The organism is Paenibacillus sp. JJ-100, assembly GCF_948329825.1.
GTDB lineage: Bacteria > Bacillota > Bacilli > Paenibacillales > Paenibacillaceae > Paenibacillus.
The window spans coordinates 62,434-82,593 of record NZ_CAOJCM010000010.1 but is presented as its reverse complement, the minus strand read 5'-3'; the positions used below and the strand labels follow the sequence as shown (position 1 = coordinate 82,593).

Genomic DNA, 20,160 nt, shown 5'->3' with positions numbered 1-20,160 from the left:
CATACATGCAACGTATGGAAGTCAATTTAAAGTATGTTAGCACAGCAAAAAGCCCAAAACCTGGCAGCGTAAGTGCTGCGAGCCTTGAGCTCTCTTCCAGAGAAGTAGTCTTGCCTTTTGTTATACAGATGTCTGTGCTCCAATCCGGGTGATGATGGTATCAAATGGAGCGATATCCAGCGTCTTCATTCCATGCTCCGTGTCAATCGTTGTTGTTTGGGCCTGGTCACTGTTGTTGATTACAACCAGCTTGCCGCTCTCAGGATAGTAGGCACATTCGGTATATACATTATCAGTAATATATTTGGTGTTGTGTTGCTCATTACCCGCGAAGCGGATCAGATTCAACAGCAGCCTGGCATTCGCCCAGTTGAACTCAAATGAAGACAGATAGATCCCTTTTCCTTTGCCAAAAGCATGTACAGACAGTGCAATGTTGCCTTCCGTTTCCTGCACCACCTCAGCTGTACCGTCGGTCAAATAGAGTTGCGACTTCCCCGTCATGGTTGCATCTTCCGGCATAAGTTTATACCGATCCTGCACATCATAGGCCCATTTCCCATGCACCACTCGCGCACCTGTATCCTCATCTACGCCAAGCACATGTGCCATTCGGAAAAAGGTATCATAACCTTCCAACGCTGACGGCTGGTTAATACCGATGAACGTGCCTCCTTCGTGCACCCAACGAGTGAGCTGATCCACACATGTCGTGTCATGCCAGTGCTCGCCCCCGCTCCATGCAGAACCAGCCTTTCCGGCATTAATAACTACATCTACCTCATTCAGTACACCCTGACGAATATCTTCAAAGTCGATAAAACGTACGTCAACCGGCAGCCCGGCTAACGCCTCGTTCACATGAATCAAGTCATGCATGTAAGTCTCATGGAAATGCCCCGATAACGTCCACGATCTCAAACGCCCCCAGCTATGCAGCACTGCTACCCGCGTCTGAAGCTGAACGGGTCTGCCTGCCTGATGCAGCGCTTTGATCTCTCTAAACTCATCTGCGACTCTCTCGATGTATTCCACAAAATCAGGATAAGGCTCCACCAGATGCAGATATCCGCCTAGTCCAATGCGATCAATCTTCTCACGCAGCAGGGCACGCCGAATATTGATCCAGTAATTTTTGGCATCTAGGGTCGGGTTCCCCCCCTCCTTGAAGGTAGGTAATCCACCCAGTCCGACAGGGAACAGATAGGGGTGAAGGCGAATTTCATGAGTATCCGCTTTAACACCGGAACACATTCTGGCCTCATACCCGGAGAATACACATTTGATCATGCCATCGAAGCCAAACTCTTCAAAACGATCATTATATGGCTCCATACCCACCCAGCTATCATCATAGAATACGTAAGCCAGCTTGCCATGCTGGTGCACGATATCGATTAGTTTCCTGCCAAAATCAATGACAAAATCATTGATAAACGCCATCCAGTCCAGCTTTCGCTGCCCCGCAGGCATATGGCTGACCTGGTACTTTCCACCATTCACAAAATCCTCTGCCGTGAGTGCATAGCCATATTTTTCAGCAAATAGATCGAGCCCTCTTGAACTCACCGTGAAATCGTAAGAGCCCCAGTCCGAGAACAGGTGGCGGTTCCGCTCATCACTGCCCCAGATCCAGGCAAAATTGTAGAAGAGCGACGTAAACCGAACCACCGTTGTTTCCGGGTGAGCAAGACACCACTTTTCCATCCAGTCCAGCAGGTAAGTCTGTGTGTCTGTATAGATCGGGTCGATCTGCATCAGATGCTCTTTGTCCCAGTTGTTGGTCGTGTGATTATACATGGAGATTTCTTCCCAGATCCGATATACCATGAAACTTACCGTGTATCTGTGCCAAGGCTGTATGCCAGTAATGACTACGTTTCCCGATTCCCTTTCGTAATTCCACTGACTTCTTGGCACTTCCTGTCCCGTTGTACGGTCGTACACCTGCCAATATTTCAATGCTTCCTTGGAATCGTTCACCTTGAACTGTTCGGCAAAGAAGTCTTCCATCAGATAGATGGAGATATAATCCTGCACGGCCACCTTAGGCTGGGTAATGAGAAAACATTGCTGCAGCTTGTCTGGATTTCTCGATGCCCACTCATTATGATCTCGGATGATACAGATCGTCGAATAAATACCATATCCAGCCTGAATGATCTCATCTGACAACTTGGTCCCGTCACTGTCACGGATGACATCGGCGCCCCAGCGCTCAGCCAGCTCCAGTGTTAACGCCTCATAACCTGATTCTCCCGGTAACGTGAAGGAGCCTTTGGTTGATTTCAGCAATATGTTCCCCTCCCCTTATCTCAACATGTCAGACAGAAATGCCAGTGCCAAGCCTTGCCCCCAGCCTTGAATCCAGTCTTTTGGAATGTTACGGTACCCATCACGATCCTTCATCACTGCCGTTCCACCAGAGACCCCAAGAACACGGCCATCTTCGCTAATATGGTTCAGGATGCCTTGAAGAGCCTTTTGCACATATTTCGTATGCAGCGGGTTGCCGTTATTAATCATGGCAGCGGCAATGCCGCATGATGCAGAGACTTCCTCGTACGACTCCGGGTCATCCAGTACCGTACGCCACAAGCCATTCTCCGTCTGAAGTAGTTTGAGCGCTGCGAGCTGATCCCGCAAGGAACATTCGACGTCCATACACTGTGGATACAAGTACCACTCTTTGAGCTGCGGTTTCACTTGAGACATCGTATAAGCTCCCCATGCATTCGCCCGTCCCCAGTAGAATCCTGACATGTGATCCTTATTGACGTTGTTATAGCCGTGATACCACAGGCCAGTGCTCGGATCTTGAAGGTATTTGATATGCCAGTAATACTGATTCAGTGCATCCTGAATCATCGCCTCGTCCTTCAACTTGCTACCCACTCGGAGCAGGAAAAAAGCAGCCATAAACAGCGTATCTGCCCAGGCCTGTTCCGGAAAATCATTTGCTGTCGATACCGTATGCTGTAACACTCGATCGCCAAAGCGGAGGGCATGATTTTGCAAATAATCCACTTTGCTCATGACGATATCCCAATACCTCTGATCTCCCGTCTCTTCGTATAACGTAATCAGCACATGCCCCATTGCACAAGTATTCACTGTCCAGCTCGGTAAGCCAAGCTCGATATATTCATCTGCCCACTTCACCAGCCTGTCCAGAATCTCTTGATCTCCTGTCGTTTGGTAAGCTCGCGATACCCCGTAATAGGCTACGCCGCAGGGCCAATCCCAAGTTAAATCCATATCCAGTGTTTTTCTCGTTACGTTCTGAATCACGTTTAAGATTTGTTCACGGTCGTGATTTACTTGCAGCATTCAAATTCCCCTCTCCTGCGCACACTCCTCAGATGGTATATGAGAAGTGACCGTCCTGTGATGTAAACGCTTTACTTATTTCATTGTACGCAGTAAAATAGTTTGCATCTAAGCATATTCGTAACAAAACTGCGCAATTTCGATCATTTATAATCCGACGAATGGGAGCAGCCGAGCATGCCCAAATCCAAGAAACCCGTCATAGAATACCGCCATTACAGCTTGCCGATGGATTTTCCGGTTTTACTCCTTAGCGGGGATCGCTGGAAAATATCCGATATCAAGAGTGAACATCTTCATTTTCATAATCATATGGAGATCGGCATCTGTTACTCCGATGGAGGGATCATGGAGATCAAGGGAGAGAACGTTCCTTTTCGAGCAGGCGATGTTACATTCCTGCCTCGTTATCTGCCTCATACCACCTACAGTTCACCGAATACCGCAAGCAGGTGGGCCTATCTCTTTTTTTCACCGGAAGAGCTCTTCCAGCATTCATTAAAAACGCCGCAGAGTAACATGGAACCGAATCTGCGTGCCATTCAAGCAAGACGTTGTGTCTTACATAAGGATCAATATCCGAAGGTGTATACGCTGGCAACATCCATTGTGGAGGAGATTCAGCAGCAATCCCCATTTTATCGGGAGAGTGCGTATGGGCTATTGATGTCACTGTATATTGAGTTACTACGAATTCATGCAAACGATGAGAACGCGCTCAGCCGGGAACAGGAGTTGGACATAGAACAGATGCGAGAACAGGCACCGGAACAGACACTGCATAGCCGCCAGCCTGATCTTGTGATCTCCCCTGCTCTGGAATTTATTACGAGAAGTTATATGATGCCGGTGACCATTGACGAGCTGGCAGAGCTGTGTCATCTGAGCACCACCCATTTCCGCCGCAAATTCCAAGAGATTATGGGCACGACACCACTCGACTTCCTGAATAGCACACGAGTAGAAGAGGCCTGCAAACGTTTAAAAAGTACAGATGCTTCTGTGCTGTCGATCTCCGAGCAGGTCGGTTTCAGATCTATCTCTAGCTTCAACCGCTGTTTCGCCAGATTAATGGGGGAGTCGCCGAAGGCTTGGCGCACAGGGGCTCATATGGAAGCTCAATCAGCCAAAGCCTCCATTTTGGCTTTTACAGGTTGGGTGTAAAGTACAAATACAAACGCGTAAAAGCCCAAGCCTTGACATACTTGTCATGGTCTTGGGCTTTTCTAAACATTATGCTACTCATCAAACTAGAACTGATATGGGGGAATCCTGAATCTCTGGCATTCTGGCCAGGATTACAGATTCTCTGTTGCCAGCGTGAATCCTTCGATCACCGCGTCTTCATCCACTTCAATCATAATACAGCGTCTACCCTGATAGTTCACTTGTCTCACATACTTGAGATCCTGTGGACTAATGGAGATTGTTGCTACCTTCGTATCAATCTTGATGGATTTGGAAGTGTACTTCGGCATCACACTGTTGGCCTTCAGCTCATAGTTTTTGTTGTCGACGATTGTTTCGAATGCTCGTTCGACTTTCTCGGTCGTCAGATCTTCTACACCGCTTGCAGTAAGCAGCCGTTCCACGTCTTTGTAATCCAGCTTTGGCGGCTCTTCTTCATGGGACTCTTCATTCACTTCGATAACCCGGTTGATCTCTTCATACACATGGGCCAGCGTTGTGGCATCCATCTGCTCCCCCGTAATTTCTTTGACGATATCCTCGAAAATCGCCCGCTCTTCCAGCGCCGTTACGGAACGTTCACCATTCAGCACATTTTCTACAAAATGAGGGTCCGGAAAATTGGATTTTCCTGTGCAGTACAGCACTCGGTTCACGTCGGAATAGTTGTCCGTCACACTCGGATACAAGAATCCTTGCTCCGGCGTGCTTAATTTGATGATCGGATCAACGATAATGTTGTATTTGAATTCCCGCTCTACATAATCGAAGAGCAACGTCTTCCGTTGTTTCTCGGTGGAGTTCACACTACACAGGATGAAAGGATGTGCGAATACTTCATTTTTCTCACTTTCCTCGGCTTCATCATTTCTGGCCTTCGTTGGCAGATAATACTGTCCTTTGATAAACGTGACGACCATATCCCGTTCATACTTGGCATCAGCCATCATGCGATCCACGAGCAGCAGCATCAGATCCTGCCACTCATCAGGGTCCCCTGTGACGAGCGCCTGGTGAAGCATCACCTGTGCTGGCTCCTCCGCTTCCTCTTGAAACTTCAGTTCGAACAGTTTCTGATCCAGTTCACCTGTGAGCAGTTTTTTGAAATTGCCCATGTATAACTCTTGTTTCTCTCGATCTACCAATTCAAACGGATGACGTTCCCAGTGATAGACTTCGTTGGTTTCTTTCGTAATATAGACATTCAAGATGTCGTAAATGTTCAGCAGATCATGATCCAGCTTGAATTGTTTGCGAATGTGCGCGACTTCTTTTTTATTCATGATTCGTTAGACAACTCCTCAAGTTAATTGGCTTTACAAGTATAAACGATAAAAAAAAGCTTCGCTAGAAGGAGCTTTCTTGTTCGTGATTTTTAACAGTGTGCATCCCTCTAAAATAGTAAAACACGCCTTCACAGGCGTGCAGTATAGCCGATTAATACCAAACTGTATATGCTAGATATCCGTTCAATTTCCAGGAAATATGTGGTACAATCACATAGCAATGGAAAGGCTATATGGGCGGTCGGCTAATCTCCCGGAAGGGAGGTGATGCCTTGTGACAGTATTTGAATCTATGATGCTGATGCTGACCTTTGGTTTGCTAATTACAGCACTACTGTCCAATAAAGACAAGTAGACCGCCCCCCAGCGAAGGATGCGGTCTACCAATTGATTCGTACCTCTGCTTAAAAGCCCACCGCCCTTAAAAGCGGCTATTGCATGGAGAGTCGTGTTAGCGCACGGCTCTTTCTGCATTATAAGCTCTTTCTGCCCTTATTATAACATGGTGCTTTGATATTTCAATTGGTGCTTCAGGTTCATTTTACATCATCTTCCTTCCATTATGTCTATCAAAACAACATTTGTCCATGTCCAAGCAACGTCAAGCCATGGCTGAAATGCCTTTGATTCGTTAAGTTCATGATAGTTAATAACTGCACTCCCAACATCGATAAGTAGCATTTCGTTATTTCAAAAAAAACAGGACGAGGAAGGATGCGAGTCAGGTCATGAGCGATAATACAAATGTAATGATGGGATTCACCCCTGCGCTGGGCTGGAATTCATGGAATACGTTTACGTGGGATATCAATGAGCAGTTGATTCGAGATGTTGCCGATGTATTTGTTACGGAAGGATATCGGGATGCCGGGTACGAGTATATTGTCATTGACGATTGCTGGAGCCTGAAGGAGCGGGATGCAGAGGGCAATCTGGTCGTAGACCCTGCCAAATTCCCGAGTGGAATGAAGGCGCTTGCAGATTATATCCACGATAAAGGTCTGAAGTTTGGCATGTACTCTTGTGTCGGTACACACACTTGTGCCGGTTATCCAGGCAGCTTCGAGCATGAATTCCAGGATGCGGCCTTATTCGCCGAGTGGGGCGTGGATTATTTAAAATATGACTATTGCTTCAAGCCTCGTCACATCTCTGGTGAGCTATTATACAAACGCATGAGTCTTGCTCTCAAAAACTGCGGCCGTGATATTCTTTTCTCTGCCTGCAACTGGGGAGAGGACAATGTCTATGAATGGATTCGTGAATCGGGTGCGCATATGTATCGTTCCACCGGAGATATCCGCGATAACTGGGATTCGGTCAAAGAGCTGGCTCTTTCTCAGCTTGGAAAACAAAGCTACACCGGCTCCTTCTGCCACAATGACATGGATATGCTCATCGTAGGTATGTACGGCGGGAGTAACAGTGACTTTATCGGCAGCATTGGCGGCTGCAACGATACGGAATACAAAACCCACTTCTCCCTCTGGTCGATGATGGGTTCCCCCCTCATGATTGGATGTGATGTGCGCACAGCCAATCAGGTCACGAAGGACATTTTGCTCAATCCGGATTTGCTTGCGATCAATCAAGACCCGGAGGCACGTGGGGCTTATCGCATCAAACCCGAGCCGCAATGGTTCCACACCGATGATGTGTTCATGCTGGTGAAGGTGCTTACGGACGGAGATTTGGCAATAGGTTTCTTCAATCTGAGCGACAACCAGCGGGAACTGTCCCTGCAATTCTGGGATATGGGACTGCCTTACGCATCAGGTTACTCTCTGTCCCTCTATGACTGCTGGGGACACAAGGAACTCGGTGTATTCCGTGAACGTTATGCGCCCGTAGTAGCAGCTCATGACTGTCTCATTGTACGAGCCAAACTGGTAAAATAAATGGCTCAGAACCGTCTGTGTACAACCTGTCAGGTTCCACTCTCTTCCGACGATGTGGGCATTTATCTGAAATTAATCTCACGCACAGCCCAGCAATTCCTCTGCATCGATTGTCTTGGCGTGAAGCTGAATTGCGGGCGGGAGCCGATTGAGAAGCTCATTCGTTATTACCGTGAGTCAGGAAACTGTGCTCTTTTTCGTTAAATGCGATCTGTAATCTGTCTTACTAATTAGCGTCGCATCGACTCACTGGCGTACTGATACGAAGTTATCTTTCCCCACGTTCTGCTCGTTTCTGGTGCAGCATCATGTAAGCAGAAGGTGTATGGGATGTTGTCCTTTTGAATACTCTGGAAAAATAAAGCGGATCATTATATCCGACTGAATAGGCTATGGATTGAATAGACAATCGGGACGACTTGAGCAGTTCGCAGGCACGCCGAATGCGACAGGCTGTGATGTACGCTGATATCGATTCGCCAGTAGCTTCCTTGAACTTGCGGAACAGGTAGCTTCGCTCTAAGTTCACAGCCTGTACAATCTCCGTCACCGTCAAGGACGATTGCCAGTAGTTCTGCTCAATATAGGTTCTCGCCAGCCATACATCATCTCTAACGTCTTCCTGCTTCTCACTCGGGTAAAATTCCATGTAATAGGACAATAACAGATGCAGACGTGCATCCGCTCTTAGAACTTCACTGGGTGATGCGCCTGCATTCCAGCCTAGATGAAACCATGGCTCCATCCTCTCGGGTGCAACAGGCAGTACAGGGTGTTGAACCGATAGCTGTGTCAAATCTACGAATCGCCCGGCGTCCCGCCCGTTGAATTCGATCCATACGTACTCCCACGGGTCAGCCGGATCGGGGTAGTAATAGATTTCTTTTTGCGGAAAAAGGATAAAGCTCTCTCCGGCACCCAGCCGAAACTGCTGGCCTCCGGTTTCCAATGTGCCTCGTCCTTGAATGATATAATGCAGCGCATAGACGTCACGCACGCCCGGTCCCCACTGATGGAGATTGACTGGTTTGTGGCCGCCGCTAATAAAATAAACCTGACTCGCCCTGCTCCCATCTCTCCATAAAGTGTCCACATTCAGCACCTCCCTTACAGATATCAGCAATTATATATCATTTTAGGGTGATAATGGTTTAATTTTGATGCTGGAAACAATGTTTCGAGTTGCTTATGATAGAGACAGAGGGCTCATCACCCAGCAGAATTGTAAGCGCAACCATACATCTTGAATCGGCATGAATACTACTGTTCAATTCAGAGAGGAGAATGTTGTGTTGCTTAGAATAGTTACGGTAGAAAATGGTCAAGTTCAAGGGTTGCCTGCCGCAGACCCGCGTATTACAAGCTTCAAAGGTATCCCATTCGCTGCCCCCCCGGTAGGCCAAAACCGCTGGCGCGCGCCACAGCCTGCTTCCGATTGGGATGGCATACTGCAAGCTTTTGATTTTGCTCCCACCTCCATGCAAGCTCCAACCGTAATTGATGATAATAACATCTATACACGGGAATGGGCGGTGGACCCCGACCTGCCCATGGATGAAGACTGTCTTTACTTGAATGTCTGGACACCTGCGAAACGAACGGATGAGAAGCTGCCTGTATTTGTCTGGTATTTTGGTGGCGGACTCCAAGTCGGTCACACGGCTGAAATGGAGTTTGACGGCGAGCGCATCGCCCGTAGAGGCATTGTAGTCGTTACGATCAATTATCGTCTGAATGCGTTTGGTTTCCTGTGCCATCCTGAGATCAGCGCGGAATCACCACACGCCCCGGCGAACTTTGGACATCTCGATCAGCAAGCGGGAACACAGTGGGTGAAGCGTAACATTGCCGCATTTGGGGGTGACCCGGGTCAGATTACGATTGGTGGACAGTCTGCTGGCGGCGGCAGTGTGCTCAGTCAGATGACTTCCCCGCAAAACAAAGGCCTCTTCCAGCGAGCTGTGATCATGAGCGGTATCGCAACGGGGTTATATCCGAATGTGCATGTACCTGCCGTTCGAAGCACGCTGCGGGATGCCGAGCAGAAAGGCGTTGAATTTTTCCGTTTTCTTGGCGTCTCTTCACTGGATGAAGCCAGACAGCTGGATGCAATTACTTTACGGGATAAAATGCTGGAGTATCGCAGCTTCTGGGGAACGGTCATTGATGATCAGTTCTGCATAGGAGACTCGTTCGCCCGTTTCATGCAACACCAACGTGAACTCGTACCCGTCATGCTTGGACATACGTCCTCAGAGTTCTGGACCCGACCTGTGGTAAATAGTATGGAGGAACTGAAACAGATGGCTACAGAGCTGTTTGGCGAGGATGCTCCCGCCTTTTTGCAACGATGTGAAGCCGATACCGGTGATCTGGATCATGCTTTGGAGCGAGCTTCTGTCCGCATGATCGAACATGCCATTCAACTTGTTATTCGCTCCAATAGTGGTCATCCGTCCCAGACACCGCTCTATTATTATAATTTCGACGCAGAGATTCCGGGCTGGGATCAGCCAGGCACGTTCCACTCCGTTGATCTGTGGTTCTTTTTCGAGACCCTCGCCAAATGCTGGCGTCCTTTCACAGGTAAACATTACGATCTGGCACGCCAGATGTGTAACTATCTATCCAACTTCATTGCGACAGGTGACCCGAACGGATTGGATTCGACAGGCAAGCCGCTTCCCTACTGGATTCCGAGCAGTACGGAGCAGCCGTACCGCATGGAATTCGGTGATCTCTCCCAGTTACAACGTACACAATTAGAACCTGTACTTGAATTGATCATTGAGCAGTATTTCAAAAAACAGAACGAACCTGTCGTTTAAGCTAGATCTATAAGCAATGTTCTTTTGCATAGAAGGGCCAAGCGAAAATGAGATTTAACTTAACTAATTTTGAAATAACTTAATAAACTTGAAATGAACTAAACTAAATCAACTCAGCTCAAAAATAGGGGAATGATTCGCACCATACCGAATCGTTCCCCTTTTTTAATGTTAAGACTATTCTAATTTATCTGCACCAACCTAAAGACATGTTAATTCATTCTTTTATACCCTTAACAAACCTCGGAAACCTCTTGCAGCGTAATAGGAATCCGCACCATTATGGTACATAAAGACGGTATCATAACGGAAGTCGCAAAAGATTGCTCCGCCCCGCTGTCTAATATGTTCCGGGGTCGCCACCCAGCTGGAGGTTTTCATATCGAAGTTCCCTAGCTGCTGTAGCTCCCGGTATTGGGTCTCATCTAAAAGCTCAATCCCCATCTCGATGCACATCTGAACAGCACTGTGTTTGGGTTTGTTCTGTTTTCGGGCATCCAGCGCAGCCTGATCATAACACACACTGCGGCGGCCTTTCGGACTCTCCACCGAGCAATCCACAAAGATATACACTCCTGGCTCACTGTCCAATGCAACGACATCCGGTTCGCCGCCAGTCTTCTCCATTTCGTGAAGGGACCATAGCTTATCCGGTTGTGCTTCAAGCTTTGCCTTTACGTTAGTCCATTCCAGGTCAGGATGACGATTCATGTTTTTTTCAAAACGGGTCCTTAATACTTCAAACAATTCATCACGTTGTTCCTGTGACAATTCCTTATCATTTTCGATGGAGTTCATTGTCATTTTTATTCTCCCCCGCTTCCATTTTGATATGGGTATCCAAAGCTGTCTCCATTCTAATATTGCCACTGAACACCACATTCAAGCAAATCTGATGTTTAATATCTTCGCCATATAAAAAAAGGGGCACAGAATAATCTCCGTACCCCTATTCCTTCAGGTTATTCAAAAGTAGTAAAACGATTGAGTGCCAGCAACCGAACGGCTTCATGCTCGTGCTGTCGGTACAATCTTAGACGCACACGACAATCCTGATTCCAGAGTAATGCCTCTCCAGCAAGCTGAAGCAAGGACAGCCCGAAATAGGAAGATGCCATATCCGTCCGCATGCTCAATATATCGATAATGGCGAGAAGATCTTCCGCTTTCCAATATGCTTTATATGCAAGTGCAGCATCCCTAACTTCACAACTCACCGATTCCAGGACATACGGGGTTGCATTCACGAAATCAATGATGTGGTGCAGTCCATCTGCTGCCTTAGACGGCTGGCTCCAGTCTATCGCAGCCAAGCGCAGACGAATCACCACGAGTTTCAAGGTATCATGAGGCTGTAGGGTCTCGATGATCGCTGCAAATAGAGGTGCAAGCAGGGTCCTCACAGGTGGAGAACATGCGATAAGCTGATCTATGAACTCCAGCAAGCGCTGGCGATGCGGTAAATCTCGCTCACTGCCCGCATTCCAGTTATCCGGAATGTCTGCTTCTACCAACTCCCGAATGGCGTGTACAACCTGATCATTCACCTTTCCGTCTTGGCAAACACTAACCAGAGCAAACAGGGCGGCTCTCCAGCGTGGCCCATCCTGCAGATTGACCAGTGCTTGGCCAGCACAATCCGCAATGACCTCAGCACTTACATTTTTCCAACGGATCATGGCGCGAAAAGCTTCGGTGGATACAACAGGATCATCATGATTTGCAATTTCCGTAATCCATTGTAAGTATCGCAAGCGTGCTTCCACCGGAAGCTCATATGGGGACTGATTCAGCAAACTTCGCGCGATATCCCGTTCGGTAGAGGTTGCCATGACACTCATCATCGCCCAGCTTCGCTCATCGTCCAGACACTGTCTGGCCGCATGACCAATCGCAATGATGACGTCCTTGTGCCTGTTCGGCTTCTCGTATTCTCGGACGAGTAAAGTCATGCTCTCACTGCTTTTATAAGCCCCTAGCAGGCGAACGGCTTCCTTCCTCACCGTGATCTTCAGCTTCTCACGATCCAGCAGTTCCGAGAGCACCGATGTAAGCAGTACCGGGCTTACCCTGCGTGCACACTTTGGAATGGAGTACATGGACACTCGTGCGCGGTCTCCGTCCAGATTGTTTAACAGCACTGGAAGAACCTCATCGGGTTCCTCCGTTAACGATAAAGCATGTAACACGGCCTCCACGATATGTACTTCCGGATCAAGTAGTAGCTTCTCCAGCAGCGGCTTCGCGTGATAATCCGGCATGCCCGCCAAACTCCGTATCGCATGTGCGCGCTCATGGAAGCTTCGCTCGCTGTCTTGGGCGACACGCTCGAGCATTGCAGCCAGTGCATGCTGCTGACGAGGCAACCAGCGGTAAAAGCCGTCATATGCGGGTACGAGATAGATTGTTTTTCCCGATAAATGCTTGCCCTTAAGCACTTTGCCCGAGATGAACGGGTCCAGCCATTCCTGACGTTTCAGATGCAGATGAGCAAACACTTCATGGAATGAAATAAAGGTTGGATCACGATCAAGCAGTTCCCTCACGCGCTCATCCCTTGTCTTGTATGGAGCCAGCCAGTAGCGGACGGCCTGAGCAGCTGAATTTTTACTATTCACCAGTTCACTCAGCAATTGATGCAGTTTAGGCAAACGATCAATCGCTTTGCCGAAGGCATCTGCCATCCGTAGAACGACGTAATCACTCTCCCGCTTATTCGCCTCGATCCCCATGGCATAGAGTTCGTCAAATAAAGTTTCAAGTGCAGATTGCGGAAGACTGTCCCAATCTCTGGCATGCAGCATAAACCGTCCATCCCGCATCGCCATTCGCTTCATGGTTCTCAGCGCAAATTGAAATAGTGGATGTTGCGGCTCATGTGCATGGTCGCGCAATATAGCAAAAGCCAGTCTCTCCGTTGCCGTTCTCGTTCCATGTGAAGTATCTCTAGCCTCAATAACACTATCAACCAGAATAGTCAGATGCTCCACATGTTCTTCTTGGAACATCGGAACAGGACAGTTCGTTAACTCAGACATAACCCTGAAGCGTACCGGGTCTTGATCATTCTTCACCCTTGTCAGAAAACGTAGTGTCTCCTCCATCCCACGTCTGGATAGAGCCGTGCTCTGGATCAGAAGAGCATACGCTACTGCTCGCTCATCAGCATTGGTTACCTGAGCTGACTTCTCCAGCGTCTCTCTGGCTTCAGCAAGTAGACGACGTGCCGTTAGTGCTAGCGTTCTGTCCCGGCCTTCCCGAACTTCACGCAGCGTAAGCATACGAGCCGCTTCCTTGTCACGTAGCTGATGCGGCAATACATCGAGCAAAGCCATTGGGAATATTCGATTCTTCCGCTCGTCTACCGGATAGGCTGCGTTAAATAGCGCTTCACGGCTGGAAGGAGCGAGTGCATCCAGCACTTTAGCCACTTGAAGAGGCGCTTCCGCAAGCATGGTTACCAGTTCGGTCCAGTGCTCTGCCTTGAAGTATCTTCTTTTTTTCAACACGCTCGCTGGTACCCCGTTATTCAGTAGATATGCCCTAGACTCTCGACGCGTCAGCAGCTCGAACACTCGCTCCGGACTGCTCTTAATCAGCGTCCCCAGATGTAACTTGATAACAGGATGAATCAACTCTTTAGGGCCGTACGTTAATGCATAATCCAGTACGATGGCAGGTCTGAATGTGCTCAGCTTCTCTACCGCCGTATCCATCATCCACCAGACGTTGGATCTGCCGCTATCCGGAGCCTTTTGCAAAGAATCTTGCAAATAAGCGGCCACCAAATCTGGATGTCGGGTGGTAAGGGTCCGCCAGTTACGAATGGCATATCCTAGCTGCGGTAGCCGCATGCGAGCGGTCTCTTCCCCGCAGATGGACAGCAGCAGAACCGCCTCCTTCGCCCCCCAGCGCTCCAACACAAGCGGTAACAGTCGCTCTGCCCAGTCCTGCCTATTATTTTTCACGATGCTTCGCAGCAGCAGATGACGGCCATGATACGACATAGAGATAATCTCGGATTCAATCGCATAACCCGGATCATGGACCACCTCTGCCAGCATCCAGGCTGCGCGGCCCTTTACACCCGCTTTGGGATGCTCTAAGGCATGCATAACCACCTGTGCATCCTGTATCGCGCCAGCCCCTGTTAACGCCAGATGTGCCTCGTAAGCTGTCCCACTGTCTAGCAGCTCGACAAGCAACTTAGTATACTCTTTCGTAGCTGCATAACTTCGCCCCAGTCGTGCAATTTCTTTCATTCGATTCGAATACCCCAGCGAATCCAGTTCGCGTAAGACTTGATGTTTATCCAGTGGAGTCTGATTGTTCTTCATGAAGCCTCTCCTCTCACGTTGTCGATCTAACCTAATAACCTAACCCTTTTACTCTACTCTCTTATATAACCACTCCTATGCCCGTTAGGTTTCATCGAAAAACGAGATTATCTTACTACTCCCCCGTTTCTTCGTTCTTCCCCTCCGTGTCAAGAAGGCCTTTTCAGACATGTATTAATTCAGAACGACTGGCAATTTAATCTCTAAGCTGAAGGTGTTATCCTGCTGCGATGTGCTCAGCGTTCCGTTATGTTGTTCCATTATTTTCTGGCAGCTGACCAGTCCGATCTCGTTGCTGTCCTTCATGTTATTCACAGGTTTAATTCGGTTCCGCACGATCATAAGTAAGGTCTGCTGTTCAATGAGTAGCTCGATATGAACAGGGTACGATGCATCCGCATATTTTTTAATATTGGAAAAAATATTATCGAACACCCGGCGAATCGCGACTAGATTCATCTCTAGCACGAAGGACTGCTCCGCATGATTGGGCTGTATCTGCACATTGAAATCTTCCATAACAGCCAGTTGTTCATCTAGCAACTGGTCGATCAGCTCCCGACCTTCATAGAACTCAAATTCTACTTCTTCTTCCTCGGAAGCAGAAGATACCGTGAAATACTCGAACAATTTATCCGATAAAATTTTGATCTGATAAGCTTTCTCCCGACTATTGTGAATATACTGGTGTAGATCCTCCTGTGTCTTGTACTTTCCCAGTTCGATAATGTCCATATATCCAAGCAGGATCGTGAGCGGTGTGCGCAAATCATGGGAAATGGCGGTAATCAATTCTCGATTCGCGGTTCTCACTCTTTCCTCACTGCGGAGCCGTTCTACAAAGGATTGACGCATCTCATCAATACTCCACGCCAGCGATGACAGCTCGTCCTTACCAGACACGGTGATCCTGTAATTCAGGTTGCCGCCTTCTAGAATTTTAATCTCGCGTTCCAGCTTGCCAATATAAGAGATTTTCTGATTAATGATCAGCAAGAAGGATACAATGAACACAATCAACGCAACAAACACGGTCAAGATCAGAAGTAAATTATAGTATTGGTATTCATAGAAACCGACCAGATAAATCTGTGCCGCTTTATCCGCGAATTGAACTGTCGTCATTGGTGTTTTGGACGGAAAAAATTGAGTTAACAGCTCTTCGTTAATCGTAGCATCCGCTTCAGTGTTAGAAGCATAAATCAATCGATCCTGTTCAAACATGAACAGCTCCAAATAACGTTCCCCACGTATCCATTCAGAGAGCCTTTCATGATCCTGAATGGACAAGCGCTCGTTACTTACCATAGCCTGGAAACGTTCCAGCGCATCCTTCTGTCGGTTTTCCATAAACGTTGATTTATTAAGATAACTGTCAAGCACCGTCTCGCCAACTACCTGTAATACGATGAACGTACCTACGGCAATGAACAAGGAGAGAATAATGGCAAGTACCAGCTTGAGCTTTAATTTTTTTCCGATGAGCAGTCTATTCAATTTTGTATCCCTTTCCCCAAACGGTCTTCACATATTTAGGTTGCTGCGGGTCGTCTTCGAGCTTGTTTCTCAGATTGCGGATGTGAACCATTACGGTGTTGTTACAGGTATAAAAGTAAGGCTGTTGCCACACGCTCTCATATATATTTTCGGCGGAGAACACCTTTCTTCGCTTGGACGCTAGCAGCTTCAAAATTTGATATTCAATGTCCGTCAGCAAAATTTCTTTATTGCCGATCTGTACCGATTGAGAATCTGGATGAATTGTCAGATCCTTCACAACAATATGTTTGGTTTCCTCCATCTTCTCCTTGCCCCGATAGACATAATATCTGCGAAGTAGCGCTTTGACCCTTGCCACGAGTTCCGTATAGGAAAAGGGTTTGGATAAAAAGTCATCGCTCCCTGATGAAAAAGCTAATTGTTTATCTGAATCCTGTGTTTTGGCTGTAAGAAATAGGATTGGGGCACTTGTTTTTTCACGAATCTCCAGACAGGCCTTCAGTCCCGACTTATTGGGCATCATCATGTCCAGAATAATGAGATCCGTCTCCTCCGTTACTTTATCAATCGCATCTTGGCCGTCAATGGCTTCAATGACTTCATAATTCTCACTCTCTAACAAAATCCTGACGATCTCACGAATTTCACTGTTGTCGTCTGCAATCAAAATCTGCTTGCTGTTATTCATTGGTAATCCCTCCGCTCCTATCAGTATAATCTGCGCGTTTCGGCAGAGCCAGTGAAGCAAGTTCAACTTAAGAATTCTTCAGAAGTTATGTAGGTATCTCTTAACGATTTCGATTTATACTATGAATAGTGAATGTCATATATCAAGGGAGTCGTTCGTTTATGCAACAATCTTCGAAACGTATTGTCATGAAAATCGTGCTGGGTCTGTTCGCTGCCTTATCCATTGGTTTGCTGATCTGTTACGCGCCTGCCATCATTCAAATCATGTCGTCAATGGACAACTTCAGAGCATATATTCATTCAACGGGACACTGGGGTCCGATCATGTTTATTTTATTCCAGATTCTGCAGATTGTCGTGGCACCTATTCCGGGAGAGGTCGTACAGATTGCCGGGGGATATATCTACGGTTCTGCACTGGGCTCCTTCTATACAACGGTCGGTCTAATCATAGGGTCAGCGATCGCCTTCTATTTCACCCGTTTTATCGGTCGTGATTTTATATCGCGTCTGCTGCAGAAGCAAAATGTGAAATGGATATCGTTCATGCATGATGAGCAAAAATTTGGTGCCTTTTTATTTATCTTTTTCCTCATCCCCGGTCTACCCAAAGACATGCTCGTATTTGTCGCTGCTCTGACATCAATCAGCTCTTTGCGCTTCTTCACCATTCTGCTTATTGGACGTTTGCCCTGGATTATCGCTTCGTCCGCGCTAGGTTCCAACCTTCATATGCAGCAGTATACCATCGCCATTATCATAGCGGTCATTGCTGTGGTTGGATTTATATTCGGATACATCTATAAGGACAAGTTAATGAACCTGTTCTCCAAAGTGGATAAAACCAACAAGACAAATGAGGCGAGTGGAACAATCGAGACAAAGGAAGTCAGCACGACAATCAAAGCCAAAACTGCACCTGCTTTAGTTAAGTCAAGAGACTTGGCACCTAAAAAGGGATAGCAATTACGGACGATTTGGATACGTATGATGCAATACAAAATAAAGAATACGGAGTAGATCTCATTTATCTATTTCTATCATCATTGGAGGAATGATTCATGCAACCGATCGAAACAAGTCGCTTGATTTTGCGCAATTTTGCCCCATCCGACGCGGCAGGATTATTGGAGTACACCGTGAATCCACGAGTGAACTGCTTCATGGATCAACGCATGTCAACGCTTGAAGAAGCAGCCGCAGAGGTCAAAAAACGGATCACAGATGACTCTCACATCGCGGTCTGCCTGAAAGACAGCAATGAAATCATTGGAGAGCTGTTTGGTATGACAGAGGGTAATGAACCGGAACAGAAACCGGAAACGGATTCGAATTTTTCGGATTCAAACAGATCGGATTCAGATACGTATAGTATCGGCTGGAATTTCAATGGAAGGTTCGAAGGAAAAGGGTATGCAAGCGAAAGCGCCCGTGCGTTCATCGAGCATCTGTTTATGGAACAAGGTATACGCAGAATATACGCCTATGTCGAAGAGGATAACTTCCGTTCCCAGAAGCTGTGTGAGAAGTTGGGGATGCGCCGAGAAGGTCTGTTTCTGGAGTTTATTTCTTTTGTGAAAAATGAAGATGGCACGTCGAAATACGAGAACACGTATCAATATGCGATATTGAAGAAAGAATGGCTAGCGCAACAGGCTATTGCCGAATAACGGGCTTCGTTCATTCATCACATGAAAGACATCACGATCACAGTCATAAGATCAACGTCCACAGTCACCAGATCTACGTCGGTTCGGAACATCGATGGTTTGGTCACATAAAAAAGGCGATCTCTCCTGAATCCTGTTCAGAAAAGATCGCTTTTTTTTCGTTTAGCTGCCCCAGTATTGCTTCGCAATCTGCTGACCTTGATGAATCTTCGCCCACTGCTGGGCTTCACTCAGTTCGTTACCACCATCGCAAGAGGCAAAACCACATTGGTGAGACAATAACAGTCTGTCCTTGTCGATGATCTTGGAGGCTTCGTCCAGCAAACGAACTACACGTTCTTCATCATCGAGTGTACTTGTTTTGGAGGACAACAGGCCCAGTACAATTTCAGTATCCGGTCGATCCTTGAACACTTCCAATGCTTCGATGGAACCTGCACGATCATCATCCCACTCCAGGAAGAAACGGTCGTACTTCAACTGTTTCAGGAACAGATTCGCAATCTTCGCATATGATCCACCACCCATGTTGCGGGAATCATAGTTGCCGCGGCAGTTATGTGTCCACATTTTCAGACCCAGGCTATGACCGAAGTCAATGACCGTATTGTTGATATCAATGAACTCCGTAGCGAGGCCTTGTACTTCCTCTTGATTAATATGTTCCCCGGTAAACGGTGAGTTTGGATTGTCGTCCGCAAACAGCTCCCACAGGCAGTCATCCATCTGCAGAATTTGGCCGCCCGCAGCCGCGAAATCTTCTATAAACTCTTTATACGCCTTCACCAGACCTGCTTTGAGCTCCGGTAGATTCTGGTATACCGCGTCCTTACCACCAATATTATCCGACCAGGACAATTCACCAAAAATATGGGACGGTGACGGAATGCAAAGCTTCGTTTGCTGATCACCCGCTTGGTCTTGTAGCTGCTTGAACAGTTGAATAAAGTGATGATTCTTACCGCTCAACTCTCCTGTGATGCGCAGCCCGATGTCTTTGCGAGTTTCATATTTTGAAGTGCCATCCACATCCCGGAAAAAGTAACCATGATCTGCGATGTAACGCTCCACTCCACCAAAACCCCAGACAAAGTCCAGATGCCACATCGATTTGGAAAACTCTCCGTCTGTAATAACGGATATGTTGTTCTCGATCTCTTTTTGGATCACTTGTTCGATCGCCTTGGTCTCACATTGTTGATATCCTTCAAAGTTCTCATAGAATGGATACTTGATATCATCCCGGTGCTCGATCTGCGTTTTATATGTCAGCAGCTCTTCTGGCCGCAATAAACTTCCTACGATCTGAAACTTATCTGTCATGTGAATAACCCCCTCGTATGTATATGGTCATCATACCATGCAATGCGAGGTTAGAAGAGATACCAAAAGAGTATGACTGGTTATAGCTTTTAGCTATAGCAGATAAACAC

General features: G+C 47.3%; 16 protein-coding genes. 7 read left to right on the top strand and 9 right to left on the bottom strand.

Annotated elements, in window-relative coordinates:
• Positions 1-120 precede the first annotated feature (120 nt).
• Both gnpA and PQG66_RS23285 read right to left on the bottom strand, forming a co-directional pair.
• The gene (gene gnpA, locus PQG66_RS23290; protein WP_272040221.1) at positions 121-2,295 is read right to left on the bottom strand and encodes a 1,3-beta-galactosyl-N-acetylhexosamine phosphorylase; all 2,175 of its coding nucleotides are present in this window, start codon (positions 2,293-2,295) and stop codon (positions 121-123) included.
• Between the two features lie 15 nt (positions 2,296-2,310).
• On the bottom strand, positions 2,311-3,330 hold the full coding sequence (locus PQG66_RS23285; RefSeq protein ID WP_272040220.1) for a glycoside hydrolase family 88/105 protein: 1,020 nt from the start codon (positions 3,328-3,330) through the stop codon (positions 2,311-2,313).
• A gap of 177 nt (positions 3,331-3,507) precedes the next feature.
• Between PQG66_RS23285 and PQG66_RS23280 the strand changes: the two genes are divergently transcribed.
• Positions 3,508-4,494, top strand: coding sequence for an AraC family transcriptional regulator (locus tag PQG66_RS23280; protein ID WP_272040219.1), 987 nt, complete (start codon positions 3,508-3,510; stop codon positions 4,492-4,494).
• A 134-nt stretch (positions 4,495-4,628) separates the two neighbouring features.
• On the opposite strand, the gene PQG66_RS23275 is transcribed toward PQG66_RS23280, so the two are convergent.
• Complete coding sequence (locus PQG66_RS23275) at positions 4,629-5,801, bottom strand: DUF4317 domain-containing protein (RefSeq protein WP_272040218.1); 1,173 nt, start codon at positions 5,799-5,801, stop codon at positions 4,629-4,631.
• A gap of 277 nt (positions 5,802-6,078) precedes the next feature.
• On the opposite strand from PQG66_RS23275, the gene PQG66_RS25380 reads away from it, so the two are divergent.
• The 3 genes from PQG66_RS25380 to PQG66_RS23265 all read left to right on the top strand — a co-directional run bounded on the left by PQG66_RS25380 (position 6,079) and on the right by PQG66_RS23265 (position 7,906).
• Complete coding sequence (locus PQG66_RS25380) at positions 6,079-6,159, top strand: putative holin-like toxin (RefSeq protein ID WP_442955162.1); 81 nt, start codon at positions 6,079-6,081, stop codon at positions 6,157-6,159.
• Between the two features lie 373 nt (positions 6,160-6,532).
• Entirely contained in the window at positions 6,533-7,702 is a 1,170-nt protein-coding gene (locus PQG66_RS23270; RefSeq protein ID WP_272040217.1) for a glycoside hydrolase family 27 protein, read from the top strand.
• The gene (locus PQG66_RS23265) at positions 7,703-7,906 is read left to right on the top strand and encodes a hypothetical protein (RefSeq protein WP_272040216.1); all 204 of its coding nucleotides are present in this window, start codon (positions 7,703-7,705) and stop codon (positions 7,904-7,906) included.
• Between the two features lie 64 nt (positions 7,907-7,970).
• Here PQG66_RS23265 and PQG66_RS23260 read toward each other — a convergent pair whose 3' ends face one another.
• Complete coding sequence (locus PQG66_RS23260) at positions 7,971-8,795, bottom strand: AraC family transcriptional regulator (RefSeq protein WP_272040215.1); 825 nt, start codon at positions 8,793-8,795, stop codon at positions 7,971-7,973.
• A 199-nt stretch (positions 8,796-8,994) separates the two neighbouring features.
• Here PQG66_RS23260 and PQG66_RS23255 point away from each other — a divergent pair, with 199 nt between their 5' ends.
• Positions 8,995-10,530 carry a carboxylesterase/lipase family protein gene (locus tag PQG66_RS23255; RefSeq protein ID WP_272040214.1) on the top strand — a complete coding sequence of 512 codons (1,536 nt, stop codon included), beginning with the start codon at positions 8,995-8,997 and terminating at the stop codon, positions 10,528-10,530.
• A gap of 225 nt (positions 10,531-10,755) precedes the next feature.
• On the opposite strand, the gene PQG66_RS23250 is transcribed toward PQG66_RS23255, so the two are convergent.
• From PQG66_RS23250 to PQG66_RS23235, 4 genes are all read right to left on the bottom strand, one after another.
• Positions 10,756-11,334 (bottom strand): DUF4256 domain-containing protein, encoded by a 579-nt coding sequence (locus PQG66_RS23250; protein WP_272040213.1) that lies wholly within the window; start codon positions 11,332-11,334, stop codon positions 10,756-10,758.
• A 158-nt stretch (positions 11,335-11,492) separates the two neighbouring features.
• Positions 11,493-14,867, bottom strand: a complete 3,375-nt coding sequence (locus PQG66_RS23245) for a HEAT repeat domain-containing protein (RefSeq protein ID WP_272040212.1) — start codon at positions 14,865-14,867, stop codon at positions 11,493-11,495.
• Positions 14,868-15,041: 174 nt separating this feature from the next.
• Entirely contained in the window at positions 15,042-16,364 is a 1,323-nt protein-coding gene (locus PQG66_RS23240; RefSeq protein WP_272040211.1) for a sensor histidine kinase, read from the bottom strand.
• Positions 16,357-17,055 (bottom strand): response regulator transcription factor, encoded by a 699-nt coding sequence (locus tag PQG66_RS23235; RefSeq protein WP_272040210.1) that lies wholly within the window; start codon positions 17,053-17,055, stop codon positions 16,357-16,359. The genes PQG66_RS23240 and PQG66_RS23235 overlap by 8 nt, the downstream gene beginning before the upstream one ends.
• Positions 17,056-17,216: 161 nt before the next feature.
• Here PQG66_RS23235 and PQG66_RS23230 point away from each other — a divergent pair, with 161 nt between their 5' ends.
• Together PQG66_RS23230 and PQG66_RS23225 are read left to right on the top strand one after the other, a co-directional pair.
• Positions 17,217-18,020 carry a TVP38/TMEM64 family protein gene (locus PQG66_RS23230; RefSeq protein WP_272040209.1) on the top strand — a complete coding sequence of 268 codons (804 nt, stop codon included), beginning with the start codon at positions 17,217-17,219 and terminating at the stop codon, positions 18,018-18,020.
• Positions 18,021-18,118: 98 nt separating this feature from the next.
• Positions 18,119-18,727: a GNAT family N-acetyltransferase gene (locus PQG66_RS23225; protein ID WP_272040208.1), complete on the top strand. Its 609-nt coding sequence runs from the start codon at positions 18,119-18,121 to the stop codon at positions 18,725-18,727.
• Positions 18,728-18,889: 162 nt separating this feature from the next.
• On the opposite strand, the gene PQG66_RS23220 is transcribed toward PQG66_RS23225, so the two are convergent.
• The gene (locus tag PQG66_RS23220) at positions 18,890-20,050 is read right to left on the bottom strand and encodes a cobalamin-independent methionine synthase II family protein (RefSeq protein WP_272040207.1); all 1,161 of its coding nucleotides are present in this window, start codon (positions 20,048-20,050) and stop codon (positions 18,890-18,892) included.
• Positions 20,051-20,160: the final 110 nt, after the last annotated feature.

Bases quoted from the DNA above. Each gene is read 5' to 3' on its own strand.
- PQG66_RS23285 (WP_272040220.1), bottom strand. From the start codon at position 3,330: ATGCTGCAAGTAAATCACGACCGTGAACAAATCTTAAACGTGATTCAG.
- PQG66_RS23280 (WP_272040219.1), top strand. From the start codon at position 3,508: ATGCCCAAATCCAAGAAACCCGTCATAGAATACCGCCATTACAGCTTG.
- PQG66_RS23275 (WP_272040218.1), bottom strand. From the start codon at position 5,801: ATGAATAAAAAAGAAGTCGCGCACATTCGCAAACAATTCAAGCTGGAT.
- PQG66_RS23270 (WP_272040217.1), top strand. From the start codon at position 6,533: ATGAGCGATAATACAAATGTAATGATGGGATTCACCCCTGCGCTGGGC.
- PQG66_RS23265 (WP_272040216.1), top strand. From the start codon at position 7,703: ATGGCTCAGAACCGTCTGTGTACAACCTGTCAGGTTCCACTCTCTTCC.
- PQG66_RS23250 (WP_272040213.1), bottom strand. From the start codon at position 11,334: ATGACAATGAACTCCATCGAAAATGATAAGGAATTGTCACAGGAACAA.
- PQG66_RS23245 (WP_272040212.1), bottom strand. From the start codon at position 14,867: ATGAAGAACAATCAGACTCCACTGGATAAACATCAAGTCTTACGCGAA.
- PQG66_RS23235 (WP_272040210.1), bottom strand. From the start codon at position 17,055: ATGAATAACAGCAAGCAGATTTTGATTGCAGACGACAACAGTGAAATT.
- PQG66_RS23230 (WP_272040209.1), top strand. From the start codon at position 17,217: ATGCAACAATCTTCGAAACGTATTGTCATGAAAATCGTGCTGGGTCTG.
- PQG66_RS23225 (WP_272040208.1), top strand. From the start codon at position 18,119: ATGCAACCGATCGAAACAAGTCGCTTGATTTTGCGCAATTTTGCCCCA.
- PQG66_RS23220 (WP_272040207.1), bottom strand. From the start codon at position 20,050: ATGACAGATAAGTTTCAGATCGTAGGAAGTTTATTGCGGCCAGAAGAG.